This window comes from Kitasatospora sp. NPDC008050, assembly GCF_042957465.1.
Classification (GTDB): domain Bacteria; phylum Actinomycetota; class Actinomycetes; order Streptomycetales; family Streptomycetaceae; genus Kitasatospora.
In genome coordinates this window covers 364,567-380,890 of the sequence record NZ_JBIBIJ010000006.1, presented here as the reverse complement: position 1 = coordinate 380,890, position 16,324 = coordinate 364,567, and the positions used below count along the sequence as shown (strand labels likewise).

Genomic DNA, 16,324 nt, shown 5'->3' with positions numbered 1-16,324 from the left:
CCGCCTTCCTCACCCTCGCCACCACCCTCTGACCCGCGAGCCCCCAGCCCCCACGAACACACAACGGCCCGGACGATCCCCCACAGATCGTCCGGGCCGTCGCCCTGCCCTGCCCGGTCAGTCCCGGCCGGACAGGTGCTCCAGTACCCGCGGGATCACCAGGTCGGGGACCTCCTCGGGCAGCCAGTGGCTGGCCCCCACCAACTCCTCGAACCGGTAGGGGCCGTCCACCCAACCGCCCGTGGCCTCGGCCGCCCCACGGCCCAGCGCCATGTCCTCGCTGCCCCACAGGAACAGCGTCGGAACGGCAATCCGCCCGGCCTCGACGGCCAGCGGACCGGCCGGCGCCCGGTACCAGTTGAGCGTGGCAGTGAGCGCACCGGGCTCGGAGAGCCGCCGCACGTTCTCCTCCACCAACTCCGCTGCCACCCGACCACCGTAGGCGGCGCGCAGCCGGGCCGCACCCTCGGCGAGCAGACGCTCCTCCGCCACACCGCCCTCCGTGCGGAACATCCGCACGTAGTCGAGCCGGCGGTCCTGCGCCTCGTCCTCGGCGGCGGCCCGGGCAAGCGCGCTCGGGTGCGGAGTGGCCAGCACGGTCAGCGACTTGAGCCGCTCCGGGTGCTCGGCGGCGAGCACCCAGGCCACCATGCCGCCCCAGTCGTGGGCGACCAGGTGGAACCGCTCGGCGCCCTGCGCGTCGGCGAAGGCCAACGCGTCGGCGACCAACTCACCCACGGCGTAGTCGGCGATCTCACCGGGCCGGGCACCGGGGGCATAGCCCCGCTGGTCGACAGCCACCGCCCGCAGCCCGGCCGCGCCCAGCGCGTGCAGCACCGGCGTCCAGCAGTCCGCGAACTCGGGCCAGCCGTGCAGCAACAGCACGAGCTCACCCTCGACCGGGCCGGCCGCCAGCGCATCATGCGTATGCGGGCCCACCTCAATGGTGACTCGCTCAAGGTCGGTCATCTCACGATCCATCAGCACGCAACTCCCGCTCGATCAGACTGCCAAGGTCCTCCCCGGAACTCACCGTACTCGGCCACCACCCGTCACTCCTGCCCACCTCAGGCCTCGCCTCAGCCCTCGCCTCAGGCCGCACGGCGGGCTGCGCCGGAACCCCCGCAACCCGCGACCGCGCCCTCCGCACCACAGGCTCCCCGGGCACCCCGGGCACCCCGGGCACCCCGGGCACCACATTGGCCTGCGCCCCCACCGTCCCGCCCGGCCGCACCCCAGCCTCCCCCGACACCGCAGGCTCCGTCGGCACCCCGCGCTCGGCCCTGACGACCCCCTGCCCCGCCCCGGCCTCCCCCGCCGACCCACCAACCCACACACCAGCCCGCACACTGGGCTGCATCGGAGTCCCCGGGGAGAGCCGCTGCCCCACCACCATCTCCCCACGTTCCGCTCGGACGGTCCCAGTCGCCATCGCCTCCCCGACTGCCGGGAGCACCGGGCCGGGCCGCCGCCATCCGGGCACCAGCCGGGGCTGCACAGCGTGCTGCACGCCGGACTGCACAGCCGACTGCTCCGCCTCCGAAGCGCCCGTCCGCCACCCCTGATCCGACCCCGACCCCGATCCCTCCATCGGGACCGCCGGGACCGCCGGGACCGCCCCGAACCCCGGCCCCGACCCCGTCGAGGTCCGCACACTCTGCGTCGCGGCCGGCACCGGCGCGGCCCCGGGAGCCTCGCCCCGCTCGGTCTTCCGCGCCACCACCTGCTCCACCCGCACCACGAAGTTGGGGTAGTCCATCGCCTTTCCAGGCCAGTGGCAGTCGTTGCTGGTCAGCACCTGGCTGCGCACCCCACCGTGCTCGGTCATGGGACCGGGGATGGTCCGCAGGTTGTCCTGCCAGTTCCGGCCGTAGTAGTGGTGCTCCAGCGAAAGCCCCCAGCTCTCCATGTCCACGTCCATGCTGGCCCCCGCGTGCCCGGGCAGCACCTTGGCGCCGTACGGGCTCCGGACCACCACGCGCTGGTCGAAGGCGGCGTGCTTGCTGATGACGGTGATCCGCCACGGGCCTTCGAATCTGAGCACGCTGTCCTCCTGAGGTCGCCGCACACACGATGGGCAGCACAACACCCACCGGGAACAACGCCCCGGGCCACCCCTCGGTTCACCACCCGGGACAGCCTGGCGAACGGGCTGGTCACGGCCGCCAACGCCCGGCCACAACCAGCCCGTTCGGGACAGTTACTCGCCGACCTTGATGGCCTGCACCGGGCACCCCCGCACGGCCTCCTTCACCATCGGGTCACCGGCGCCGTCCTCCTTCCCGGGGATGACCTCGCCATAGCCGTCATCACTCAGGGTGAACACTCTGGGTGCGGTCATCTCGCACATCCCGGAGCCAATACAGTGATCGTGATCCACAGAGATCTTCATGCCGCCTCCACAGCTAGGACGTCAGCCCGGTCGTCAACAGCGGTCGAAGCATAGAGACCGACATGACCACCCGTCAGGCAATCGCCCAGACCCGACGATCCCAACCCTGACCCGGCTCAGCCCCCGGCCCGGGTCAGCGACCCAGTACCGCCATGGCCGCGTTGTGGCCGGGGATTCCGCTGACCCCGCCACCGCGGGCGGCGCCCGACCCGCACAGCAGGACGTTGGGGTGGGCGGTCCCGACGCCCCACCGGGCCGCCGCGCCTTCCCCGCCACCGCCCCCGCCCGCGCCCCAGCCCCCGCCCACATAGGGGAAGTCGAGGGCGGTGTGGAAGATGTTGCCGCCGGGCAGCCCCAGCTCCCGTTCCACGTCCAGGGGGCTCCTGGCGTCGAGGCACGGACGGCCCTGGCCGTCGACGGCCAGGCAGTCGGCGAGCGGCTCGGCGAGGTGGGCGTCGAGCTGGTCCAGCGTGGCCCGGAGCAGCTTCTCGCGGGTGGCGTCGTGGTCGGCGGTGAACAGCCGGGCGGGAGCGTGCAGGCCGAAGAGGGTGAGGGTGTGATACCCCTCGCGGGCCAACGCGGGGCCGAGGATGGAGGGGTCCGTCAGGGAGTGGCAGTAGATCTCCGAGGGCGGGGCGGACGGGATCCGGCCCGCGGCCGCCTGCCGGTAGGCGGTCTCCAACTCCTCGTACCCCTCGCTGATGTGGAAGGTCCCCGCGAAGGCCGCGCGCGGTTCGACGGCGCTGTCGCGCAGCCTCGGCAGGCGCCGCAGCAGCATGTTGACCTTGAGCTGGGCTCCCTCGGACGGCGGCGGAGCCTGCTCGCCCAGCAGCCGGGCCAGTTCCTGGGGGGAGGCGTTGACCAGGACGTGCCGAGCCGCGAACGTACCGCGTGTGGAGGTCACTTCGGCCGTCCGGCCATCGGTGGCGAGGTGCGTCACCTCGCACGCGGTGAGGATCTGCGCGCCGGCGGCACGGGCCGCGTCGGCGAGGGCGTCGGTCAAGGCTCCCATCCCGCCCACGGGGACGTCCCAGTCGCCGGTACCGCCGCCGATGACGTGGTAGAGGAAACAGCGGTTCTGGCGCAGCGTGGGGTCATGGGCGTGGGTGAAGGTGCCCACGAGGGCGTCGGTGAGCACCGCGCCGCGCACCAGGTCGTCGTCGAAGGCGGCCTCGATCGCCTCGCCGATGGGGCGCTCGAAGAGGGCTTCCCAGGCGGCCGGGTCGTCGATGCGGGCGCGGAGTTCGGCGCTGGTGGGCAGCGGTTCGGTGAGCGTCGGGAAGACCCGCTCGGCCACCTGCCCGAGCATGCCGTGGAATCGCTGCCAGGAGTCGAACTCCTTGTCCGAACCGGTGAGCCGGGCGAACGACGCGCGGGTGCGCGCGGGGTCGCGCTCCACCAGAAGACCGGTCGGCCGCCCGGCACGCACGGTGGGTGAGTAGGAGGAGACAGCGCGCTTGCGGACGGTGAAGCGCAGCCCGAGGTCCTTCACGATCTTCGACGGCAGCAGACTGACCAGGTAGGAGTAGGCCGAGACCCGGGCGTCGACCCCGGGGAACAGCCGCGTGGAGACCGCCGCACCCCCGGTCCGCCCGAGCCGCTCCAGCACGACCACCCGTCGCCCGGCCCGGGCCAGATACGCCGCCGCGACCAGCCCGTTGTGGCCACCACCGACGATCACCGCGTCATATGTCGCCATACCCCTTGGTAACACGCCGCCATCGCGACCGGCCAGACCGCGGTCACCCTCAGCGCACCCACTCCTTGAGCGGCTCCGTCTCCAACGTGATCCCGACCGGATCGGGCAGCGTCACCGACATGCCGAAGGTGACCATCTCGATCTTTCCGTAACGACCGCCGCCCGGCTCGCTGTGGACCTTCACCTCACACGAATCCCGGTCGATCAGCAGATAGACCGGGATCCCGGTCTCGGCATAGGACCGAGGCTTCTCCTTCCGATCCCGACGGTCGGTGTCGGAGTCGTAGGACGTGATCTCGACAACCATCAGAGCAGCATCCGCGTCGACCCACTCGCCCTGGCCGCCGAAAGAACCGCTGGGAGCGAGCGTGCCGTCCGGGCGCGCGTGCCCCGTCCGATACGTTTCAATCTTCAAGCCCTGGTCGTAGATCCACAGCTCCGGCCGCGCCTGGATGCAGACCCGCATCAACCACTCCAGGATGAGCCCGTGATCGCCATCCGGCACCGGCTTGACCCGCACTTTCCCGTTGATGAGCTCGACACGCATGCCCTCCAGAGTGTGAGTGACGATGCGGGCGAACTCCTCGAACTCCTCAGGTGCCATCTGCGGGCGGTCAGCGATCGCGGTCATGAGCCGTTGCCCTCCTTGGGCCGAGCTGCCTGCTACACCCACGAGCCTAGCCACCCGCCCCCTCGGATGTCCCGGAACATCACGATCTGCGCCCCGATCGAGTTCAACAGCCAGCAGCACTACCGCGGGGCACGGGAGCCGGCGGGCACATCCATCTCGGCGGCACGCCCGCCGCACCGCCTCCGAACGCGGCGTGGTGGACCGAACCCGGCATGACCCCCGGTCCGTCTACCCAGCGGGATGTGACCACGGGTCAGTCCTTCGCCCACTGCCCTTCCTTTCGGAGGATGTAGATGAACGTGTCCATCGTGCGTACCGCGGGCGTCCTGGCCGCGGCCGCCGGCCTGACCCTCGCCCTCAGCGGCGGCGCCTTCGCGGCCCAGTCCGGCGGGATCAGCGGCGGCGGCAGCGCCGGCGGCGCCTCGCAGGGCGGTGGCGGCGGGTCGGTCGGCGGCGCCTCGCAGGGCGGCGGCATCGGCGGCGGCGGCAGCGCCGGCGGTGCCTCCCAGGGCGGTGGCGGCGGGTCGGCGGGCGGTGCCTCGCAGGGCGGTGGTGGCGGCGGCAGCATCGGCGGCGGCGGCAGCGCCGGCGGTGCCTCCCAGGGCCGTTCCGCCCCGGCCTCGGCGTTCGAACTCTGCTCGGGCGGCACCTACTCCTCGTTCGTGGTCTTCCCGCAGTTCCACAACGCGCAGAGCGTCACGTTGAGCCCCGGTCAGTGCGCCTACGTGGCCAGTATGACCAACCAGGGCACGGTGCGGGTCGTGATCTACGGCATCGGCCCGAACGGCAAGTTCAAGATCGACACGGACTCCTACGACGCCTCCTTGCCCGACCACATCCGCACCCTGGGCACCCCGGACGACAACGACTGGACCACGTTCTAGCCGAGCAGGGCCGAAGTCCCGCCCCACCGAAGGGCAGAGGGTGCCCAGGGTCAGCCCGCGACGACCGACCCGAACACCCTCTGCCCGCCCTGCACGGCCCCCGGACCGCCCCCTCAGATGTCCCGGAACGTCTCGATCCGCGCCCCGATCGAGTTCAACCGGTCCGCGAGGTCCTCGTACCCCCGGTGGAGCAAGTCGCTCTTGGCACCCCACCACCCCGTTGCCGTACGGTGGCCGCACAGCCCTTGGAGGACACCGTGACCAGCGCAGCGCACCACTCCGATGAGCCTCGCATCCCGATGCCACCCCTGGAGTACCCGGCGCTCCGGAGGGCGGTGGCGGTGCTCGTTCCGTCCCGCCTGCCCGAGCTGTTCGAGGACATGCAGCAGGCCTTCACCTGGGCCTCCGAGCGCGACAGCCTGGCCCCGGTCCACCTCTTCCACCGCAAGTGGGGTGTCGTCGTCGCGATCGAGCGCATCCCGGCCCGGGCGGAGCATTTCCACCACTGCGAACGGCTGGTGGCCCAGTCCGAAGACCCTGCCGAGCGGCGAGCCGCGGCTGTCGAGATCGCCGCCCTCCTGGCCGAGGCCGACCAGGAGATCTCCACGTGAGCCAGTGGACCTGGGAATTCCTCCCGGATGCCGACGCGGTGGTCGCGGGCCTGCCTCCCGAGGTGGTCAAGGAGGTGGAGGAGATCGCCACCGAGCTGTCCGTCGTCAACTCCATGGTCTACCTGGACGGCCCGGACTTCCAGGATGCCGGTCCCGGCCTGCGCAGTGTCTCCAGGCCGGACCTGATGGTCTTCTACATCACGGACGTCCGAGGCGAAGCGATCTACGTCGTCCGGGTCCACCACTACGGCTGACGCCGAGGGGGCGGGCCTTCCTCGGTCAAGCTGCTCCGCCCCCAGGCCTCCCGCCCCTCAGATGTCCCGGAACGTCTCGATCCGCGCCCCGATCGAGTTCAACCGGTCCGCGAGGTCCTCGTACCCCCGGTTGATCACGTAGACGTTGCGCAGCACCGAGGTGCCCTCGGTCGCCAGCATCGCCAGCAGCACCACGACCGCGGGGCGCAGGGCCGGCGGGCACATCATCTCGGCGGCGCGCCAGCGGGTGGGGCCCTCGACGAGGACCCGGTGCGGGTCCATCAGCTGGACGTTGGCGCCCAGGCGGGTCAGCTCGGTGAGGTAGATGGCGCGGTTGTCGTAGACCCAGTCGTGGATCAGCGTGGAGCCCTGCGCGGTGGCGGCGATCGCCGCGAAGAACGGGACGTTGTCGATGTTGATGCCGGGGAACGGCATCGGGTGGATCTTGTCGATCGGCGCGTGCAGCTTGGACGGGCGGACCGTCAGGTCGACCAGCCTCGTGCGTCCGTTGTCGGCGAAGTACTCGGGGCCCCGGTCGTAGTCCAGGCCCATCTCCTCCAGCACCGCGAGCTCGATCTCCAGGAACTCCACCGGCGCCCGGCAGACCGTCAGCTCGGACTCGGTGACCACTGCGGCGGCCAGCAGGCTCATCGCCTCCACCGGGTCCTCCGAGGGCGCGTAGTCCACGTCGCAGTCGATGACGGCCTGGCCGTGCACGGTGAGCGTGGTGGTGCCGATGCCCTCGATCTTGACGCCCAGGCGCTCCAGGAAGAAGCACAGGTCCTGGACCATGTAGTTGGGGCTGGCGTTGCGGATCACCGAGATGCCGTCGTGCCGGGCGGCGGCCAGCAGCGCGTTCTCGGTCACGGTGTCGCCGCGCTCGGTCAGCACGATCGGGCGCTCGGGGCTGACGGTGCGGTCGACCTCGGCGTGGTAGATGCCGGTGGTGGCGGTGACCTCCAGGCCGAAGCGGCGCAGCGCGGCCATGTGCGGCTCGACGGTGCGGGTGCCGAGGTCGCAGCCGCCGGCGTAGGGGAGCTTGAAGCGGTCCACCCGGTGCATCAGCGGGCCGAGGAACATGATGATCGACCGGGTGCGGCGGGCCGCGTCCTGGTCCATCGCCTCCAGGTCCAGCGCGGCCGGCGGGGTGATCTCCAGGTCGGCGCCGTCGTTGATCCAGCGGGTCTTCACGCCGATGCTGTTCAGCACCTCCAGCAGGCGGTAGACCTCCTCGATCCGGGCGACCCGGCGCAGCGTGGTGCGCCCGGTGGTGAGCAGTGAGGCGCAGAGCAGCGCGACGCACGCGTTCTTGCTCGTCTTGACGTCGATGCTGCCCGACAGCCGGCGCCCGCCGACCACCCGCAGGTGCATCGGGCCGCCGTAGCCGAGCGAGACGATCTCGCTGTCCAGCGCTTCACTGATCCGGGCGATCATCTCAAGGCTGATGTTCTGCCCACCGTTCTCGATCCGGTTGACCGCACTCTGGCTGGTGCCCAGAGCGGTTCCCAGCTCTGCCTGTGTCCAGCCACGGTGCTTGCGAGCGTCACGGATGAGCTTGCCGATGCGCGAGAGGTAGTCATCTGCCATAGCCGAGACGATATCTCACGTATGAGATACGAGCGCGGGCGGTACCCCCCATTCGGGGTACCGCCCGCCTGACCAGCGATGAAGGACTGTCAGCCCTCCCGGAGCCTGAGCCCTTCCGCAGCCTCAGCCCTCCGCAGCCTCAGCCCTTCTGCATGACCTCCGGCTCGTGCCGCCGCAGCAGGCGCAGCACCAGGAAGGCCAGCGCGGCGGAAAGGACCACGAGCATCGCCGAGTCGATCGACCACTGCAGCACCGAGTGCTTCCACAGGCCGTCATGCTCGTTCATGTGCGCCGGGTCGAGGATCATCAGGTGGCCCAGGTCGAGCGTGGTGCCGACCACCGCGACGCCCCAGCGGGCCGGCATCAGCCAGGCGAACTGCGCCAGTCCGGCCTTGTCGAAGAGCTGAAAGAGGCAGCCGGTGAAGACGACCTGGATGATCGCGAACATCACCAGCAGCGGCATGGTCTTCTCGGCGGTCTTCACCAGGGCCGAGATGACCAGGCCGAACATCATCGAGGCGAAGCTCAGCAGGATGATGCCGATGGCCATCTCGACGGCGGGCGCGTTCTTGAAGATCAGGCCCTGGGTGGGCAGTGCCCGGGTGGAGAAGCCCACCGCGGCGATGATCGTGCCCTGCAGGATGCTGAAGATGCCGAGCACGATGATCTTCGACATCAGATACGCGGACCGGGACAGGCCGGTGGCGCGTTCTCGTTCGTAGATCGCCCGTTCCTTGATCAACTCACGGACCGAGTTGGCCGCCCCGGAGAAGCAGGCTCCGATCGCGAGCACCAGCATGATCGTGCCGGCCGCGTTGTTGGACCCGCCCTGCGGGTTGGGCGCCAGACCGTGGGTGGCCGGGACGACCGTGGAGACCACGCCGAGTACCGCGGGCAGCAGCACCGACAGCGCCAGGAAGCCCCGGTCGGAGGCGATCACCGACAGGTAGCGGCGGATCAGCGTCCACAGCTGGGAGCCCCAGCTCTGCGGCTTGGAGAGCTGGACCGGCTGATGGTTGACCGGCACGTGCTGCACGGCGACGGCGTCCACGTCCGCCGAGTACTGCTGGAAGTGCACCGAACCGCGGTAGCGGCCCGCCCAGTCGTGCTCGGGGTAGTTCTCGAAGGCCTGGAAGACGTCCGCCCAGGTCTCGTAGCCGAAGAAGTGCAGCGCCTCGTCCGGCGGCCCGAAGTAGGCCACCGAGCCGCCCGGCGCCATCACCAACAGGCGGTCGCAGAGCGCGAGTTCGGCCACCGAGTGGGTGACGACCAGGATGGTTCGGCCGTCGTCGGCCAGGCCCCGCAGCATCTGCATGACCTCACGGTCCATGCCCGGGTCCAGGCCCGAGGTGGGCTCGTCCAGGAAGATCAGCGAGGGCTTGGTGAGCAGTTCGAGGGCGACCGAGACGCGCTTCTGCTGGCCGCCGGAGAGCGCGGTGATCCGGTTGTCGGCGCGCTTGTCCAGGCGCAGCTCGTAGAGCACCTCGTCGATCCGGCGCTGCCGCTCGGCGGGCTCGGTGTCACCGGGGAAGCGCAGCCGGGCCGCGTACTTCAGGCCGGTGCGGACGGTGAGCTCCTTGTGCAGGATCTCCGACTGCGGCACCAGACCGATGCGCTGGCGCAGCTCGGCGAACTGCTTGTAGAGGTTGCGGCCGTCGTAGAGCACCTCGCCGCGGTCGGCGGGCCGGTAGCCGGTCAGCGCGCGCAGCAGGGTGGACTTGCCGGAGCCGGACGGGCCGATCACCGCGACCAGCGACTTCTCCGGCACGCCGAAGCTGACGTCGTTGAGCAGGATCTTCTTGGCGCCCTTGTGCTCCACCTCCACCGTCAGGTGGTGGGCGGAGAAGGAGACCGGGCCGTTGTCGATGAACTCCTGCAGCTGGTCGCCGACCAGCTGGAAGGAGGAGTGGCCGACCGTCAGGCGGTCCTGCGGTCCGAGCAGCTGGCGCTGCGCGGGCATGCCGTTGACGAAGATCCCGTTGTGCGAACCGAGGTCGACGATCTCGTACCGGCCGTCCGGCAGCTGGCGCAGCTCGGCGTGGTGGCGCGAGACCTGGAGGTCGGAGACGACGACGTCGTTGTCGAGGGCGCGGCCGATCCGGACGATGCGCATGCCCGCGGTGAGGTTGCGGATCATCGTGGGGTTGCGCTCGCCGAGGCCCGTGCCCGGGACGTCGGCGAACTGCGGCTGCGCGCCCCCCTGCTGATAGGCCGGCGGGCCCGACTGCGCGAACGCGGGCGCGGGCGCCTGGTGCTGCTGCTGCGGAACCGCCTGCTGCGGGAAGGCCGGCGGCTGCTGGAACCCCTGCTGCGCCTGCTGCGGGTAGCCCTGCTGCGGCTGCCCGTGCTGCGGGAAGGCCGGCGGCTGCTGGTATCCCTGCTGGTAGGGCTGCTGCGACTGCGCCGGCGGCCCGCCCTGCCACTGCGGCGGCGCGGCCTGCACGCCGGCCTGCACCGGGGCCTGCACCGGGGCCTGCACCGGGGCCTGCCGCGGCGCGCCCTGCATGGGCGCCCCCTGCATGGGCGCACCCTGCTGGGCCGGCACCGGCGCGGCGGCGGGCGCCGAGAAGACCAGGCGCGGCCCGTTCTCGCCGTTGCCCAGGTTCAGCACCGTGCCGGGCACCAACTGCGTGTGCATGGTGCGCCCGCCGGCGACCCAGGTGCCGTTGGTGCTGCCGTGGTCCTCCAACTGCCAGGCGGCGCCGGTGAACGAAATGGTGGCATGCCGCCAGGAGACCCTGGCGTCGTCGAAGGGGAAGTCCGCCTGCGGGTCCCGTCCGATGGTGTAGGCGTGCCCCGGTTCGAGGGTCCGTTGCTGCCCGTTGATCTCTAGTACGAGTTGCGGCACTGTCCGCCTGCCCCGCTCTCTCGGTCCCCCGATGGCTTCCCCGTGAGCGGGGAGGGTGAGGAATAACGCGTCTGACGGGGGGTAATCATTCCAGCTCGGTGCGGAGGGCGAAAAGTCGCCCCCGACGACTGTGACCAGGCGGCAACGTTCCCAGGTTCCCCCGGTGACAGGGCCGCCTCCCCTGGTGACCGTGGGTCCATCGGAAAGACTCTCGGAACGACTCAAGGCGCTCACCAGGCGTCCACGAGACGGACGCGCACCGGCTCTCGAGGCCGGTCCGGGTAGGTTGGTCGATACCATGGACACCACACCCCCGCTGCCCCGGTCCGCCGACGACAAGCGCACGCTGCTGGTCAAGGTGTTCGGCAAGGACCGCCCGGGCCTCACCACTGGACTCTTCGCCACGCTGGCCGACTTCGACGTCAACGTGATCGACCTCGAACAGGTGGTCACCCGGGGCCGGATAACGCTCTGTGCCCTGGTCACCCCGCCCGCCGACAGCCGGCCCGGCGCCGAGGGCGCCCTGCGCGTCACCGTGCACCGCTGGGCCGAGGAACAGCACCTCCAGGCCGAGATCATCTCCGGCACCGGCGACAACCGGCCGCGCGCCGAGGGCCGTTCGCACGTCACCGTGCTCGGCCACCCGCTGACCGCCGCCGCCGTCTCGGCGCTGGCCCACCAGGTGACCGCCGAGGGCGGCAACATCGACCGCATGTTCCGCCTGGCCAAGTACCCGGTGACCGCCGTGGAGCTGGCGGTCTCGGGCGTGGCCACCGAACGGCTGCGCGCGGCGCTCGCCCTGGAGGCGGCCGCCCAGCGGGTGGACGTCGCGGTGGTCGCGGCCGGCCTGGAGCGGCGGGCCAAGCGCCTGGTGGTGATGGACGTGGACTCCACACTGATCCAGGACGAGGTGATCGAGCTGTTCGCCGCCCACGCGGGCTGCGAGGCCGAGGTCGCCGAGGTGACGGCGGCGGCGATGCGCGGCGAGCTGGACTTCGGCGAGTCGCTGCACGCCCGGGTGAAGCTGCTGGCCGGGCTGGACGCGGGCGTGGTGGAGAAGGTCCGCTCGGAGGTCCGGCTCACGCCGGGGGCGCGCACCCTGATCCGCACCCTGCAGCGGCTGGGCTACCAGGTCGGGATCGTCTCCGGCGGGTTCACCCAGGTCACCGACTACCTGGTGGAGCTGCTCGGGCTGGACTTCGCGGCGGCCAACACCCTGGAGGTGGCCGACGGCCGCTTCACCGGGCGGGTCACCGGCGAGATCGTGGACCGGGCCGGCAAGGCGCGCTGGCTGACCAGGTTCGCCGAGCGGGCCCGGGTGCCGCTGGAGCAGACGGTGGCGATCGGCGACGGCGCCAACGACCTGGACATGCTCAACGCCGCCGGGCTCGGGGTCGCCTTCAACGCCAAGCCGGTGGTCCGCGAGGCGGCGGACACGGCGGTCAACGTGCCGTTCCTGGACACCGTGCTCTACCTGCTGGGCATCACCCGCGAGGAGGTGGACGCCGCCGACGAGCTGCACGGCACCCCGCCGGAGTACGAGACAGACGGCAGCACGGCCCACTGAGCGCCAGGAGCCACCCGATCGGGTGGCTCCTGGCTGCCCGGCCCTACGGCGGCGCTCAGTCCTACAGCTCTGCTCTCAGCCCTACGACGCCGCTCAGTCCTGCGGCGGCGCGAAGTACGAGACCAGCCTGGCCACGCCCGGCTCGACGTCCTTCCAGGCCCCCTCGAAGGACAGCACCACGATCCCGGCGGTCGGGAACCCGCCCCGGCGCAGCTGGATCAGCTCGTCGCCCAGGCTCTCGTCGCCGGCCAGCACCTCGGTCAGGTTCTGCACCCCGGGGTTGTGCCCGACCAGCAGCACGTCCGCGTACTCGTCCGGGGTCTCCTGCAGGACCTCGATGATCTCGCCGGCGGTCGCGTCGTAGATCCGGTCCTCGAAGACCGTCTTCCGGGACCGCTTGGGCAGTTCGTGCGCCGCCAGCTTCCAGGTCTCCCGGGTGCGCAGGGAGGTGGAGCAGAGCACGTAGTCGGGGTCGATCCCCGAGTCGGCCAGCCACTGGCCGGCCGCCGGTGCCTGGTGCCGGCCGCGGTCGGCCAGCGGCCGCTCGTGGTCGGTCACCTCCGGCCAGTCGGCCTTGGCGTGTCGGAGCACGATGATCCTGCGGGACGCGTTGACGCTCATTGGAAAAGCTTCGCAGAAAACCCCGCCCGGCTGCGGGCCGGAGGTCCGCCCGTGGGAGCCGGCGGACCCTCTCAGCCCATCGACTGGGCGATCGTCGCGATGATCGAGATCAGCACCACGATGCCGATGATCGCCGCGAAGACCAGCAGCAGCTTCTTGCGGCCGTCGGTGGGGTTGGGTTCGAGAACTGGCATGGCCAGAGTCTCGCACCCGTTCCCGATCACCCGGCACCCGGGGTCGGCCGGCCTCCGGTCCACCGAGCCCCGGCAAAGGCCGCTCAGCCGACCTCGTCCTCGATGTGCCTGGCCCGGGCCGCGCGCAGGCCGATCAGCACCTGCGGCGCCAGCAGCGCGGCCAGGAAGCCGAGCGGCAGGTTCCAGCCGTTGGTGCTCTGGTACAGCGTGCCGACCAGGATCGGCCCCGGGATGGAGATCAGGTAGCCGACCCCCTGCGCGAAAGCGGACAGCTGCGCCACCCCGCCGCTGGTCCGCGCCCGCAGGCCGATCATGGTCAGGGTCAGCGGGAAGGCGCAGTTGGACAGGCCCAGCAGCACCGCCCACAGCCACGCCCCGCCGACCGGCGCGATCGCCAGGCCCAGGTAGGCGACGATCCCGCAGGCCGCCAGCGCCACCACGAAGACCCGCTGGTCGCCGCGCCGGGCGGCCCAGTTGGGCAGCACGAAGGAGACCGGCACCCCGATCGCCATGGTGAGCGCCAGCAGCACGCCCGAGGTGCCGGTGCTCACCCCGGCGTCCTGGAAGATCTGCGAGAGCCAGCCCATCACCGCGTAGGCGCCGGTGGCCTGCAGGCCGAAGAAGCAGGCCAGCGCCCACGCGGTCCGACTGCGGGTGATCGCCAGCCGGTCACCGGCCACCGCGGCCGCCGACTGCCCGCCCGGGCGCCCGTCGCGCCGCAGCAGCAGGACCAGCAGCCAGACCAGCAGCCCGAGCCCGCCCAGCACCGCCCAGACGCCCAGGCCCACCCGCCAGCTGCCGCCGAGCGCGCCGGTCAGCGGCACGGTGACGGCGGCGGCGAGCGCGGTGCCGGCCGACAGCGCCATCGAGTACAGGCCGATCATCGGACCGACCCGGTCGGGGAAGTACCGCTTGATCACCACCGGGATCAGCACGTTCGACACCGCGACCCCGGCCAGCGCGACGGCGGTGAGCAGCAGGAAGACGGCCGTCCCGCCGGCGAAGGAGCGCGCGGCGACGCCGGCCGTGATCGCGCCCAGCCCGGCGGTGACCACCACGATCGGCCCGAACCGGCGGGCCAGCGCCGGGGCCGCGAAACCGAAGGCCGCGAAGCAGAACGAGGGCACCGCGGTCAGCAGTCCGGCCACCGTGGCGCTCATCTGCAGGTCGTCCCGGACCCGGTGGAGCAGCGGCCCGAGGCTGGTGACGACCGGGCGCAGGTTGACGGCGGCCAGCGCCACCGCGACGGCCAGCAGCACGCCGAGCAGGCGGGCGCGGGGGTGCTCGGCGGGGGTCGCCGGGGCGGCGGTGGCGGCGTCGACGACCGGTACGGTCGGGTCGGTTGTGGCGTCTGCTGCGGAGGACATAGGCGTCATCATAGAATGATGGGATGAATTAGCCACCCCGATCGGGTCCACGATACGGACCCGAGGAGGGAAGATGGTCACCATCCGAGCCATCCAAGGAGCACCATGACGCTGTCCTCGCCCCGGCGCACCCCGCTGGCCGACCAGGTCATCGCCCAGCTGCGGGCCCAGATCACCTCGGGCGAGTGGCCGGTCGGCTCCCGCATCCCGACCGAGACGGCGCTGGTCGAGCAGCTGGGCGTGGCCCGCAACACCGTGCGCGAGGCGGTCCGCGCGCTGGCCCACAACGGGCTGCTGGACATCCGCCAGGGCTCGGGCACGTACGTGCTGGCCACCAGCGAGCTGGCCGGGGTGATGCACCGCCGGTTCGCCGACGCCGAGCCGGCCCAGGTCGCCGAGCTGCGCTCGCTGCTGGAGGCCTCGGCGGCCGCGCTGGCCGCCGAGCGGCGCACCGAGCGGGACCTGGCGCTGCTGGAGACCACGCTGGCCCGGCGCGAGGAGGCCTGGTTCGGCGGCGACACCGAGGTCTTCGTCCAGGCCGACGCCGCCTTCCACCAGGCCGTGGTGGCGGCTTCCCACAACGACGTACTGGCCGCGCTCTACGCCGACCTCGGCGAGGTGACCCGCGCGCACCTGCGCCAGGACATCGGCCCGGTGCTCTCCCCCGAGCGCTACGTCGGCCACGACGGCATCCTGACCGCGATCCGGGCCGGCGACCCGGCGGCGGCCGCCACCCACTCCTCCACCGTGATCGGCGCCTGCAGCCGGATGGAGCCGGCCGACCACTGACCGCCCCTGCCCGAGCACGGCGAACGCCCCCCTGGTCGCGCCAGGGGGGCGTTCGCCGTTGCAGGCCCGAGAACCGAGAACCGAGGACCGAGAACCCGAGGGCCTCAGGCGCCGATCGCGTGCAGGCCACCGTCCACGTGGACGATCTCGCCCGTGGTCTTCGGGAACCAGTCCGACAGCAGCGCCACCACGCCGCGCCCGGCCGGCTCGGGGTCCGAGACGTCCCAGGGCAGCGGCGAGCGCAGGTTCCAGGTGTCGGCCAGCTGGTCGAAGCCCGGGATCGACTTGGCGGCCATCGACTTGATCGGGCCGGCCGAGACCAGGTTGCAGCGGACGTTCTGCTTGCCGAGGTCACGGGCCAGGTAGCGGGAGGTGGCCTCCAGCGCCGCCTTGGCCGGGCCCATCCAGTCGTACTGCGGCCAGGCGAACTGCGCGTCGAAGGTCAGGCCGACCACCGAGCCGCCCTCGGCCATCAGCGGCAGGCAGGCCATGGTCAGCGACTTCAGCGAGTACGCCGAGACGTGCATCGCGGTGGCCACCGACTCCCACGGCGTGTTCAGGAAGTTGCCGCCGAGCGCGTCCTGCGGCGCGAAGCCGATCGAGTGGACCACACCGTCCAGGCTGCCGAGGTGCTCGCGCACCTGGTCCGCCAGGCCGCCCAGGTGCTCGGCGTTGGTGACGTCCAGCTCCAGCACCTTGACGTTCTCGGGGCGCGGCAGCTTCTTGGCGATCCGCTCGGTCAGGGTGGGCCGGGGGAAGGCGGTCAGGATGATCTCGGCACCCTGCTCCTGGGCCAGCTTCGCGGTGTGGAACGCGATGGAGGACTCCATCAGCACTCCGGTGATCAGGATCCGCTTGCCGTCGAGAATTCCGCTCATGT

General features: G+C 71.5%; 16 protein-coding genes. 5 read left to right on the top strand and 11 right to left on the bottom strand.

Annotation, left to right across the window (positions count from 1 at the left end; genetic code table 11):
- Positions 1 to 117: 117 nt before the first annotated feature.
- From ACFZB9_RS15555 to ACFZB9_RS15535, 5 genes are all read right to left on the bottom strand, one after another.
- Positions 118 to 969 carry an alpha/beta fold hydrolase gene (locus ACFZB9_RS15555; protein ID WP_391447302.1) on the bottom strand — a complete coding sequence of 284 codons (852 nt, stop codon included), beginning with the start codon at positions 967 to 969 and terminating at the stop codon, positions 118 to 120.
- Between the two features lies 1 nt (position 970).
- Positions 971 to 2,044 (bottom strand): hypothetical protein, encoded by a 1,074-nt coding sequence (locus tag ACFZB9_RS15550; protein ID WP_391447300.1) that lies wholly within the window; start codon positions 2,042 to 2,044, stop codon positions 971 to 973.
- Between the two features lie 156 nt (positions 2,045 to 2,200).
- Positions 2,201 to 2,392 carry a ferredoxin gene (locus tag ACFZB9_RS15545; protein WP_391447298.1) on the bottom strand — a complete coding sequence of 64 codons (192 nt, stop codon included), beginning with the start codon at positions 2,390 to 2,392 and terminating at the stop codon, positions 2,201 to 2,203.
- A 133-nt stretch (positions 2,393 to 2,525) separates the two neighbouring features.
- Positions 2,526 to 4,091, bottom strand: a complete 1,566-nt coding sequence (locus ACFZB9_RS15540; protein WP_391447296.1) for a phytoene desaturase family protein — start codon at positions 4,089 to 4,091, stop codon at positions 2,526 to 2,528.
- A 49-nt stretch (positions 4,092 to 4,140) separates the two neighbouring features.
- The gene (locus ACFZB9_RS15535) at positions 4,141 to 4,722 is read right to left on the bottom strand and encodes a Uma2 family endonuclease (RefSeq protein WP_391447294.1); all 582 of its coding nucleotides are present in this window, start codon (positions 4,720 to 4,722) and stop codon (positions 4,141 to 4,143) included.
- Between the two features lie 293 nt (positions 4,723 to 5,015).
- On the opposite strand from ACFZB9_RS15535, the gene ACFZB9_RS15530 reads away from it, so the two are divergent.
- The 3 genes from ACFZB9_RS15530 to ACFZB9_RS15520 all read left to right on the top strand — a co-directional run bounded on the left by ACFZB9_RS15530 (position 5,016) and on the right by ACFZB9_RS15520 (position 6,471).
- Positions 5,016 to 5,606 (top strand): hypothetical protein, encoded by a 591-nt coding sequence (locus ACFZB9_RS15530; protein ID WP_391447292.1) that lies wholly within the window; start codon positions 5,016 to 5,018, stop codon positions 5,604 to 5,606.
- 257 nt (positions 5,607 to 5,863) lie between these two features.
- Positions 5,864 to 6,217 carry a hypothetical protein gene (locus ACFZB9_RS15525; protein ID WP_391447419.1) on the top strand — a complete coding sequence of 118 codons (354 nt, stop codon included), beginning with the start codon at positions 5,864 to 5,866 and terminating at the stop codon, positions 6,215 to 6,217.
- A complete protein-coding gene (locus ACFZB9_RS15520; RefSeq protein WP_391447290.1) occupies positions 6,214 to 6,471 on the top strand; it encodes a hypothetical protein in 258 nt (85 codons plus the stop codon). Before ACFZB9_RS15525 ends, ACFZB9_RS15520 begins: the two co-directional genes overlap by 4 nt.
- Before the next feature lie 57 nt (positions 6,472 to 6,528).
- On the opposite strand, the gene ACFZB9_RS15515 is transcribed toward ACFZB9_RS15520, so the two are convergent.
- Both ACFZB9_RS15515 and ACFZB9_RS15510 read right to left on the bottom strand, forming a co-directional pair.
- A complete protein-coding gene (locus tag ACFZB9_RS15515) occupies positions 6,529 to 8,058 on the bottom strand; it encodes a helix-turn-helix domain-containing protein (RefSeq protein WP_391447288.1) in 1,530 nt (509 codons plus the stop codon).
- Positions 8,059 to 8,197: 139 nt separating this feature from the next.
- Positions 8,198 to 10,906 carry an FHA domain-containing protein gene (locus ACFZB9_RS15510; protein ID WP_391447286.1) on the bottom strand — a complete coding sequence of 903 codons (2,709 nt, stop codon included), beginning with the start codon at positions 10,904 to 10,906 and terminating at the stop codon, positions 8,198 to 8,200.
- Positions 10,907 to 11,204: 298 nt separating this feature from the next.
- Between ACFZB9_RS15510 and serB the strand changes: the two genes are divergently transcribed.
- Positions 11,205 to 12,473: a phosphoserine phosphatase SerB gene (serB, locus tag ACFZB9_RS15505; protein ID WP_391447285.1), complete on the top strand. Its 1,269-nt coding sequence runs from the start codon at positions 11,205 to 11,207 to the stop codon at positions 12,471 to 12,473.
- Positions 12,474 to 12,566: 93 nt separating this feature from the next.
- Here the strand turns inward: serB and ACFZB9_RS15500 are convergent, their stop codons facing one another.
- From ACFZB9_RS15500 to ACFZB9_RS15490, 3 genes are all read right to left on the bottom strand, one after another.
- Positions 12,567 to 13,094, bottom strand: a complete 528-nt coding sequence (locus ACFZB9_RS15500) for a SixA phosphatase family protein (RefSeq protein ID WP_391447284.1) — start codon at positions 13,092 to 13,094, stop codon at positions 12,567 to 12,569.
- A gap of 71 nt (positions 13,095 to 13,165) precedes the next feature.
- On the bottom strand, positions 13,166 to 13,288 hold the full coding sequence (locus ACFZB9_RS15495) for an SGM_5486 family transporter-associated protein (protein WP_281404038.1): 123 nt from the start codon (positions 13,286 to 13,288) through the stop codon (positions 13,166 to 13,168).
- A gap of 83 nt (positions 13,289 to 13,371) precedes the next feature.
- A complete protein-coding gene (locus ACFZB9_RS15490) occupies positions 13,372 to 14,655 on the bottom strand; it encodes an MFS transporter (RefSeq protein WP_391447281.1) in 1,284 nt (427 codons plus the stop codon).
- Positions 14,656 to 14,760: 105 nt separating this feature from the next.
- On the opposite strand from ACFZB9_RS15490, the gene ACFZB9_RS15485 reads away from it, so the two are divergent.
- Positions 14,761 to 15,444: a FadR/GntR family transcriptional regulator gene (locus ACFZB9_RS15485; RefSeq protein ID WP_391447279.1), complete on the top strand. Its 684-nt coding sequence runs from the start codon at positions 14,761 to 14,763 to the stop codon at positions 15,442 to 15,444.
- Between the two features lie 104 nt (positions 15,445 to 15,548).
- Here ACFZB9_RS15485 and fabI read toward each other — a convergent pair whose 3' ends face one another.
- Positions 15,549 to 16,322 (bottom strand): enoyl-ACP reductase FabI, encoded by a 774-nt coding sequence (fabI, locus tag ACFZB9_RS15480; RefSeq protein WP_391447277.1) that lies wholly within the window; start codon positions 16,320 to 16,322, stop codon positions 15,549 to 15,551.
- Between the last annotated feature and the right edge of the window lie 2 nt (positions 16,323 to 16,324).

Excerpts from the sequence above, each read along its gene's own strand:
- ACFZB9_RS15490 (WP_391447281.1), bottom strand. The coding sequence starts at position 14,655 with ATGTCCTCCGCAGCAGACGCCACAACCGACCCGACCGTACCGGTCGTC.
- ACFZB9_RS15495 (WP_281404038.1), bottom strand. The coding sequence starts at position 13,288 with ATGCCAGTTCTCGAACCCAACCCCACCGACGGCCGCAAGAAGCTGCTG.
- ACFZB9_RS15500 (WP_391447284.1), bottom strand. The coding sequence starts at position 13,094 with ATGAGCGTCAACGCGTCCCGCAGGATCATCGTGCTCCGACACGCCAAG.
- ACFZB9_RS15485 (WP_391447279.1), top strand. The coding sequence starts at position 14,761 with ATGACGCTGTCCTCGCCCCGGCGCACCCCGCTGGCCGACCAGGTCATC.
- ACFZB9_RS15515 (WP_391447288.1), bottom strand. The coding sequence starts at position 8,058 with ATGGCAGATGACTACCTCTCGCGCATCGGCAAGCTCATCCGTGACGCT.
- fabI (WP_391447277.1), bottom strand. The coding sequence starts at position 16,322 with ATGAGCGGAATTCTCGACGGCAAGCGGATCCTGATCACCGGAGTGCTG.
- ACFZB9_RS15545 (WP_391447298.1), bottom strand. The coding sequence starts at position 2,392 with ATGAAGATCTCTGTGGATCACGATCACTGTATTGGCTCCGGGATGTGC.
- ACFZB9_RS15535 (WP_391447294.1), bottom strand. The coding sequence starts at position 4,722 with ATGACCGCGATCGCTGACCGCCCGCAGATGGCACCTGAGGAGTTCGAG.
- ACFZB9_RS15540 (WP_391447296.1), bottom strand. The coding sequence starts at position 4,091 with ATGGCGACATATGACGCGGTGATCGTCGGTGGTGGCCACAACGGGCTG.
- ACFZB9_RS15555 (WP_391447302.1), bottom strand. The coding sequence starts at position 969 with ATGACCGACCTTGAGCGAGTCACCATTGAGGTGGGCCCGCATACGCAT.
- ACFZB9_RS15530 (WP_391447292.1), top strand. The coding sequence starts at position 5,016 with ATGAACGTGTCCATCGTGCGTACCGCGGGCGTCCTGGCCGCGGCCGCC.
- serB (WP_391447285.1), top strand. The coding sequence starts at position 11,205 with ATGGACACCACACCCCCGCTGCCCCGGTCCGCCGACGACAAGCGCACG.